This is a genomic window from Terriglobales bacterium (genome assembly GCA_035691485.1).
Taxonomy (GTDB): domain Bacteria; phylum Acidobacteriota; class Terriglobia; order Terriglobales; family Acidobacteriaceae; genus JAIQGF01.
The window spans coordinates 24,676-32,039 of the sequence record DASSIZ010000007.1; the positions used below are offsets into that span (position 1 = coordinate 24,676).

Here is a 7,364-nt window from a genome sequence, read left to right on the forward strand (position 1 = left end):
ACAGACTGGCTCTGCTACACTTCTCGGTTTTCGTTTCGCTCAGCGAGGCAATCATGGAGATCAAGACCGTCGGCGTGATCGGCGCGGGCACCATGGGCAGCGGGATCGCGCACGTATTCGCCCGATCCGGGTACCGGGTGCGGATGCGCGATGTGGAGCAGCGCTTCCTGGACCGCGCTATGGACACGATCGCAAGGAACCTGGAACGCGAAGTCAGCAAGAACAAGATTACCGGCGATCAGCGCGCACAGGCGCTCGGGAACATCGAAGCCGCCGTCGGTCGGGCTGGGCTGGCCACTTGCGATTTCGTGATCGAGGCGGCGACGGAAAAGTTCGAGGTCAAAGCGGAATTGTTCCGCGAACTCGACCGCATTTGCAGGCCGGAAATCATCCTGGCCAGCAACACCAGTTCGATTTCCATTACCAAGCTGGCGGCGTTGACCAAGCGCCAGGATAAGGTCATCGGCATGCATTTCTTCAATCCCGTGCCGATGATGAAGCTGGTCGAGGTCATTCGCGGGCTGGCGACCGCGCAGGAAACTTATGACACAGTTTCCGGGCTGGCGACCAGGCTCGAAAAAACTCCAGTGGAGGTCAATGATTATCCCGGGTTCGTCTCCAACCGCGTGCTCATGCCGCTGCTCAACGAGGCCATGTACGCGGTCATGGAGGGCGTGGCTACGCCGGAAGCCGTTGACGAGGTGTTCAAGCTTGGCATGGCCCACCCCATGGGGCCGTTGACGCTGGCCGACTTTATCGGCCTCGACGTATGCCTCGACATCATGCGCGTGCTGGAATCCGGCTTGGGCGACCCCAAGTACCGTCCCTGCCCGCTGCTCATCAAGATGGTGGACGCCGGCTGGTTGGGTCGCAAGAGCGGTCGCGGGTTTTACAAATACAGCAGTTAGCCGCCGGCGGAGGTGCGGCCGGGCCGCTACTCGTTGAAGCTGAAGCTCATGCTCACGCCGGCGATGGCGACCACGTCGCCATCCTTGAGTTCGTGCTGGCCTGCGATCAGCGCGTCGTTAATCTTGACCTTGTATTTCTTCTCTGACGCCGCGATGTAGTACTTGCCCTCGCGATGGTTGATGACCGCTGCAACCTTGGGGGCAAACCAGCCTTTCAGCCTGATCGACGCCATGTCGCTCTTGCCCACAACAGTCAGCTTGCCGGCGAGAACGTATTCGCTTTGGTCGGTCTTGCCGGCCAGAATGCGAAAAACGCCGGTGCGTTCTTTCGCCGGAGCAGGAGCCACGGCTGCGGCTGGAGCTCCGCCTGCCGGCGTGGTCGGCTGGTGCGCCAGCATCTCTTTCGCCTTCCGGGTATCGAGCACGACTGTGGCTTCCAGCGTCGGCACCATGGGAACGGCGAGGTCGGCGCCGGGATGGGCCGCCTCTTCGTGCCCTTTGAAGAGGACGGTGTGCTTGCCGATCAGGATCTCGTCGCCATCCTTGAGCACAACCTTGCTGATCCTCCGGTTGTTGACGAAGGTGCCGTTCAGGCTGTTGTTGTCTTCCAGCGCGTAATGGTCCCTGTCCCAGTAGATCTTGGCGTGATGCCCGGACACGGCGAGGTTGTCCACCTGGATCAGATTGTCCGGCAACCGCCCGATCGTCACCACGCCTTGGGTGAGCGCAAACTCCTTCAAGACTGCCTGTTCAAACTTCAAATAGAGTTTTGCCATTCCGGACTCCCTCCGCCAAAAATCCGGCGGAATAGTTTCTTGTACCAGGGCAGCTCCTCGAAGCGGAGCAACAGCACGGTGATGTTGTCGGAGCCGCCGCCTTCGCGCGCGGCTTCCACCAGCCTGTCGGACATGAGTTGCAGGCTGGAGGTGCCCTGCAAGATTTCCTGGATCTGGTCATCCGTCACATGGCGAATCAGTCCGTCAGAGCACAGCAGCAGAATGTCCCCGGGCATGGCCACCTGGTCGTCGAGGTCGGCCTGCACTTTGTCCTCGGGCCCAAGCGCGCGGATGATGATGTTCTGCATCTCCGATTTCTGAGCTTCTTCCATGGTCAGCAATCCGCGGCGTACCTGCTCCATGACCAGGGAATGGTCGCGCGTGAGTTGCTGCAGGACGCCGTTGCGGAGGAGGTAGACACGGCTGTCGCCGGCGTGCCCGATGGCGAAGAAGCTGTCGGCGACGAGCGCCGCCACAATGGTTGAGCCCATGCCCGAATGCGCCGCCTGGTGCGTGGCCGCCTCGTAAATCGCCGAATTCGCCAGGTGGATGGCGCTGCCCAGCGCCTTGGCCCGCTCCGATACGCCTTCGATTTGTTCCCCGACCGGCGGATAGGAGCCGTCCTTCGCCTCCCGGAAGTAAGTGAGAACGGTATCCACGGCAAGCTTGCTGGCAACTTCGCCGGCAGCCTGCCCGCCCATGCCGTCGCAAACAACGTAAATGCCGTAGCGGGAATCGTAGCCGAAGTTGTCTTCATTGTTCTGGCGGACGCACCCGACGTCGCTCTTCCCCGCAACTTCGACTGAGAGGCTCATGAGTTCGGCGTAATGCTAATCCAAATCCTGCGTTCTCGGTTGTCGGTTTTCTGTCTTCCAGTTCCCCGTACTTTTCTGGTCACCCGTGGCCTTGAGAACCGGCCACCGACAACGTTTCTTCGCTCCCGCGCCGGCCCCTCTTGCCGGCACTCCTTTCCGGGATGCAGCATTTGCGGACAATAACCAGAGGGGATTGCCTCGGGCGATCTTCAGGGAAACCCCAAATCCCTGCCTGATGAAGGGAGAGGATGGCGGATTGTACGTTTGGATTTTCCCGCAACGCAAGATGTTTGTGGCGCTACTGCGCCTTTCTCGCGCAGGGAATCCGTTATCATCGCTTGCCCGCGCCGGCGCCTCAGTCGGCCAGCACGTCGTGGTTATAGTTGACCAAAGCGCGTTTCGGTGGTTCGGTCAGGCCGCGCAGCGGGATGTCCTTCTGGTCCTGGGTGGTGTTGCCTTTCATCCGCACCTGCCCAATGCGCGCCACACGGCCGTCGTTGAGTTCAATGTACACGGGCACCACCATGATGAAACTATCGTCAACGTTGCTCTGCGTGATTCGCAGGTCCAGGTGCACGCCATCGGCAGCGGTCCGGAACGCAGCCTCGGTCTTGTATTTCGGAATGTCGGTTCCATAAACGAACTCGTTGAAAAACCAATCCATGTTGCCTTTGCCGTCGACATTCATGGTCGGTGTCATGTGCTTCTCGACCATGGCCTTGAAGTCTTCCGTCGAGGCCGGACGGTTGCGATAGGTCTCGACGAAATCCTTCATCATTGCTGAAAACTTTTCGTCGTGCGTGGCGTGTTCCCACATCATCATGCGGATCATGTGCAGGATGTAGGCGCCCTTGGGGTAAATGAGCCGCCGCGGAATCTCCAGTCCCGCCTTGGTATTGCGCAGGCGATAACCCATGACCACCGGCCCCATATCGATGGCGCGGTGCCCCAGATTATTGCGCTCTGTCAGTAATTCGTGCTCGTCCGCCCAGAAGCGCTGGAACTCCTGCTGGTTTTTCTGGATGAGCTGGATGTACATGGAAGCCGAGAAATCGGCGAATCCCTCGCTCATCCACTGGTCGCGGTAGCAATGGAAGCCGACCGTGTGTCCCCACCATTGGTGCGCTACCTCGTGCGCCGCGACGGTTTTCCAGTATCCGCGGACATCATCCAAATGCAGTTGATGCCGAACCGTCGCGTCAAAAAACGAGCAGATCGGCATGTAAACTAATTCCGGCCATGATTGGCCGTAATTGCACGCGGTTTGTTGCGTCATGGCAATGCGTTTGTAGGAGGAGGGTCCGAAATAAGCGTCATATAGCCCCATCGAGATGATGGCCTCGGCCAGGGGCTTCTTCATCATTGTCGTCGTGTTCATCGTTCCCAGCGCGACCATCGGCTGGTAGTTCCTCTGTCCGGCCACGGGCGGCTCGGCCAATCTCTGGAGCTGGCGGATGGAGTCGGGCACCTCGGTGTTCGCGAATGCCTGAATCAAGTAGCCTCCCTTCTCGAGCTTTGATTCTTCCCGCTTGAAGGAACCGAAATTAAAACCGGCTACCGCCTGTGGCGCCTCGCTGCGCCACTCGGTGATGTTGACATCCCCTTCCGTTTTGTCGCTTACCAGGTCTCCGGTGGATACCATCTGCAGTCCTTTCGGAATCCTGAACCGGAGGTCGTAGGTGGCGTAATCACCGAGAGCAGAGTTCGGATACCAGTTCCTGCGCGCGACCGGGAAATAGTTGCCGCTACCCGTGTCCACCACCGCCTCCTTGCCCTCGTATTCCGAAATCACAGTGAAGCGCTCTTTCGCGACCAGCTCCTTCGGCAGGATGATCCAAAAATCCGGATCTTCCTTCTTGTCCTCCTGGATAAAGGCCAGCGGCCTCCCGTCGCTGGTGCTGACTTTCTGCACCCGCAGCGTGTGAAATAGGTCGAAGCCCACCACGCGCACCCCGTCGGACTGCGCTACGAACGTAGTGGCCGCCCTCCCATGCAGCATGCCATTCTTATCGATCTTCGTGTCGAGTTGCTGGTGTTCTATGTCAACCGCAGAGTTCAGCTGTGTCCCGCGGGCAATCCCCGCAGCGTATTCGCCGGAGTAGTGAAACGCGGCCCAAATCCCGCTTTTCGCCTCTTCATAGGTGCGCAGGGCGACCTCTTCCGGCGCGACCTCCCTAACGCCATGCGGATCGATGACAAACAGCGTTTTATCGCTATAACGTGTCCCGTGGATGAACGCGATGAACAGTCCTTGTTTTTCTTTTCCCAGCAGGTCGGCAAGGATGCGCGCGCTCAGGTTGTAGTGCAGGTTCTTCCGCATCGCTGCCTGGGACTCTTCCAGTACCGCGCTGGCGCCGCCATCCGCGCCTTGCGCCACCGCACAACCGGCGCGAATCTCGGCGTCCGTGTCGTCGGTGAAGCGAAACACTACACGTTCAAAATGCTCTTCATACGCCGGTTGCTTGGTCAGTAGCGCGAGCATCTTGTTCTCCATCTCCACCGGCGGCGTAAGCATGAAAGTCCCCTCGCCGACGAAAACCGCTCCGGTCACCTTGCCCTTGACCGGCTCGAGGAAAGAAAAAACTCCGCTGCGAAATATAAACTTGCCGGCATCCCGCTTTAAGACGAAGTCTTTGGCCGAGAACAACCCGTTCCCCACCCGGATGTGCCGGAGTTGCTGATAGGCGGGATCGGCATTCGCACCAGGGACGTCTGTTGCTGGCGCCGCCTGCTGCGCGCTGGCCCCGGCAGCGAACAATGAAAGCCAGAGGAGAACGGCAAGTGCGGCCATGTGAGTTCCTCACTTTCGCAGCCCAAACCGGAGATCGCTACGGCAGCCTACTTCCGGGCGATGAGTAGCACGGAACGGGGACATGGGCGCTTATTTTCGAAGTTTGTTACGGAATCGGAACAAGGTCAGGATCGGCGGTGCTGCGCCACTTCCAGGCGCGAGTTGGCCCGCTCCAGCGCCACCAGCGCCCGCTGGTAATCCACTTCGCCGCCGGCGGACGTCAGGCGCTGTTCGGCGCGCTCCTTCGACTTGCGGGCACGCTCCACATCGATGTCCTCGGCGCGCTCGGCGGTCTCCGCCAGCACCGTCACTTTGTCGGCAAGGACCTCGGCGAAACCCCACGCCACGGCGACGTGGTACTCCATGTTGTCGGCCTTGTAGCTGATCTCGCCGACCCCCAGTTCGGTGATCAACGGCGCGTGTCCGGGCAGGATGCCCAGATAGCCATTCTTGCCGGGAATCTGGATCTCCTGGACCACGTCGGTTTCCACCAGCCGCTCGGGGGTGACGATCTCGAGTTGTAAAGAGTCAGCCATCAGCCATCGCTATCGGGACTTAACCCCCGACGGGTTTTCCGGACAACAACACTAAACTTCTGCGCCCGCCGGCCGATCACTGATTACCGATCACCGGCTGCGAATTCTTACGCTGCCGCCGTCTGCTTCAGGCGGTTGCCGTGCTCGACGACTTCCTCGATGGTGCCTTTCATGTAGAAGGCCTGCTCGGGGATTTCATCGTACTTGCCTTCCACGATTTCCTTGAACCCCTTGATCGTTTCCTGGATCTTTACGTAGCGGCCCTGCATGCCCGTGAACTGCTCGGCGACGAAGAACGGCTGGGAAAGGAAGCGCTGCACCTTGCGGGCGCGTGCCACCGTCAGCTTGTCATCCTCGCTCAGTTCATCAATTCCGAGAATGGCAATGATGTCCTGCAGGTCCTTGTAGCGCTGCAGGATGCCCTTGACGCGCTGCGCCACGTCGTAATGCTCCTTCCCGACCACGTGCGGATCCAGAATGCGCGAGGTCGAAGCCAGCGGATCCACCGCCGGATAGATTCCCAGCTCCGTCAAGGCGCGCGACAGCACGGTCGTTGCGTCGAGGTGGGCGAAGGTGGTTGCCGGGGCGGGGTCGGTAAGGTCGTCGGCAGGCACGTAGATCGCCTGCACTGAGGTCACCGAGCCCTGCTTGGTCGATGTGATGCGCTCCTGCAATTCGCCCATCTCGGTAGCCAGGTTGGGCTGGTAACCGACCGCCGACGGCATGCGTCCCAGCAGCGTTGAAACCTCTGCGCCAGCCTGGGTGAAACGGAAAATATTGTCGATGAACAGCAGCGTGTCGGCGCCTTCAGCGTCGCGGAAGTGCTCGGCCACCGTGAGCGCGGTCAGGGCAACCCTCAGACGCGCTCCGGGAGGCTCGGTCATCTGGCCGTAAACCAGAGCAGCCTTGGACTTCGACGGATCGCCGGGCACAATCACGCCGGACTCCGTCATTTCCAGCCAGAGGTCGTTGCCCTCGCGGGTCCGTTCGCCAACGCCGCCGAACACTGAGAATCCGCCGTGCTGCTTGGCGACGTTGTTGATCAGTTCCATGATGACAACGGTTTTGCCGACGCCCGCGCCGCCAAACAAGCCGATCTTGCCGCCCTTTAAGAACGGCTGGATCAGGTCGACGACCTTCACGCCGGTTTCAAACATCTCCGCCGTCGTGGCCTGCTCGTCAAATGCCGGCGCCAGGCGGTGGATGGGCGCTCTATCGGTCGCTTGGATGGGACCGAGGTTGTCCACCGGCTCCCCGATCACGTTCATCACGCGCCCAAGCGTCCCGCGGCCCACGGGCACACGAATCGGCCCGCCGAGGTCAATGGTCTTCATGCCGCGCACCATGCCGTCGGTGGGCTGCATGGCGACGCAACGCACGCGCCCTTCGCCCAGGTGCTGCTCCACCTCGAGGATGACGTCAATGGGAGAGGGGACGTTGAACCCTTCGCTGACCACGCGCAACGATTCGTAGATCGGTGGCAAGGCGGATTCGCTGAACTGCACGTCCACCGCCGGTCCGGCAACTTGAATGACTTT

General features: G+C 60.4%; 6 protein-coding genes. 1 reads left to right on the forward strand and 5 read right to left on the reverse strand.

Annotated elements, in window-relative coordinates; all coding sequences use genetic code 11:
• The first annotated feature begins 53 nt into the window (after positions 1 to 53).
• Positions 54 to 908 carry a 3-hydroxybutyryl-CoA dehydrogenase gene (locus tag VFI82_00670; protein HET7183166.1) on the forward strand — a complete coding sequence of 285 codons (855 nt, stop codon included), beginning with the start codon at positions 54 to 56 and terminating at the stop codon, positions 906 to 908.
• Positions 909 to 934: 26 nt separating this feature from the next.
• On the opposite strand, the gene VFI82_00675 is transcribed toward VFI82_00670, so the two are convergent.
• The 5 genes from VFI82_00675 to atpD form a co-directional block, all read right to left on the reverse strand.
• Positions 935 to 1,684: an FHA domain-containing protein gene (locus VFI82_00675; protein HET7183167.1), complete on the reverse strand. Its 750-nt coding sequence runs from the start codon at positions 1,682 to 1,684 to the stop codon at positions 935 to 937.
• Positions 1,666 to 2,499, reverse strand: coding sequence for a Stp1/IreP family PP2C-type Ser/Thr phosphatase (locus VFI82_00680; protein HET7183168.1), 834 nt, complete (start codon positions 2,497 to 2,499; stop codon positions 1,666 to 1,668). The genes VFI82_00675 and VFI82_00680 overlap by 19 nt, the downstream gene beginning before the upstream one ends.
• 355 nt (positions 2,500 to 2,854) lie before the next feature.
• Positions 2,855 to 5,290 (reverse strand): M1 family aminopeptidase, encoded by a 2,436-nt coding sequence (locus tag VFI82_00685; GenBank protein ID HET7183169.1) that lies wholly within the window; start codon positions 5,288 to 5,290, stop codon positions 2,855 to 2,857.
• A gap of 125 nt (positions 5,291 to 5,415) precedes the next feature.
• The gene (locus tag VFI82_00690; protein HET7183170.1) at positions 5,416 to 5,826 is read right to left on the reverse strand and encodes a F0F1 ATP synthase subunit epsilon; all 411 of its coding nucleotides are present in this window, start codon (positions 5,824 to 5,826) and stop codon (positions 5,416 to 5,418) included.
• 107 nt (positions 5,827 to 5,933) lie between these two features.
• Positions 5,934 to 7,364: F0F1 ATP synthase subunit beta (gene atpD / locus VFI82_00695; protein HET7183171.1), on the reverse strand; the 1,431-nt coding region annotated here is incomplete at its 5' end.

Bases quoted from the DNA above. Each gene is read 5' to 3' on its own strand.
- VFI82_00670 (HET7183166.1), top strand. From the start codon at position 54: ATGGAGATCAAGACCGTCGGCGTGATCGGCGCGGGCACCATGGGCAGC.
- VFI82_00675 (HET7183167.1), bottom strand. From the start codon at position 1,684: ATGGCAAAACTCTATTTGAAGTTTGAACAGGCAGTCTTGAAGGAGTTT.
- VFI82_00680 (HET7183168.1), bottom strand. From the start codon at position 2,499: ATGAGCCTCTCAGTCGAAGTTGCGGGGAAGAGCGACGTCGGGTGCGTC.
- VFI82_00685 (HET7183169.1), bottom strand. From the start codon at position 5,290: ATGGCCGCACTTGCCGTTCTCCTCTGGCTTTCATTGTTCGCTGCCGGG.
- VFI82_00690 (HET7183170.1), bottom strand. From the start codon at position 5,826: ATGGCTGACTCTTTACAACTCGAGATCGTCACCCCCGAGCGGCTGGTG.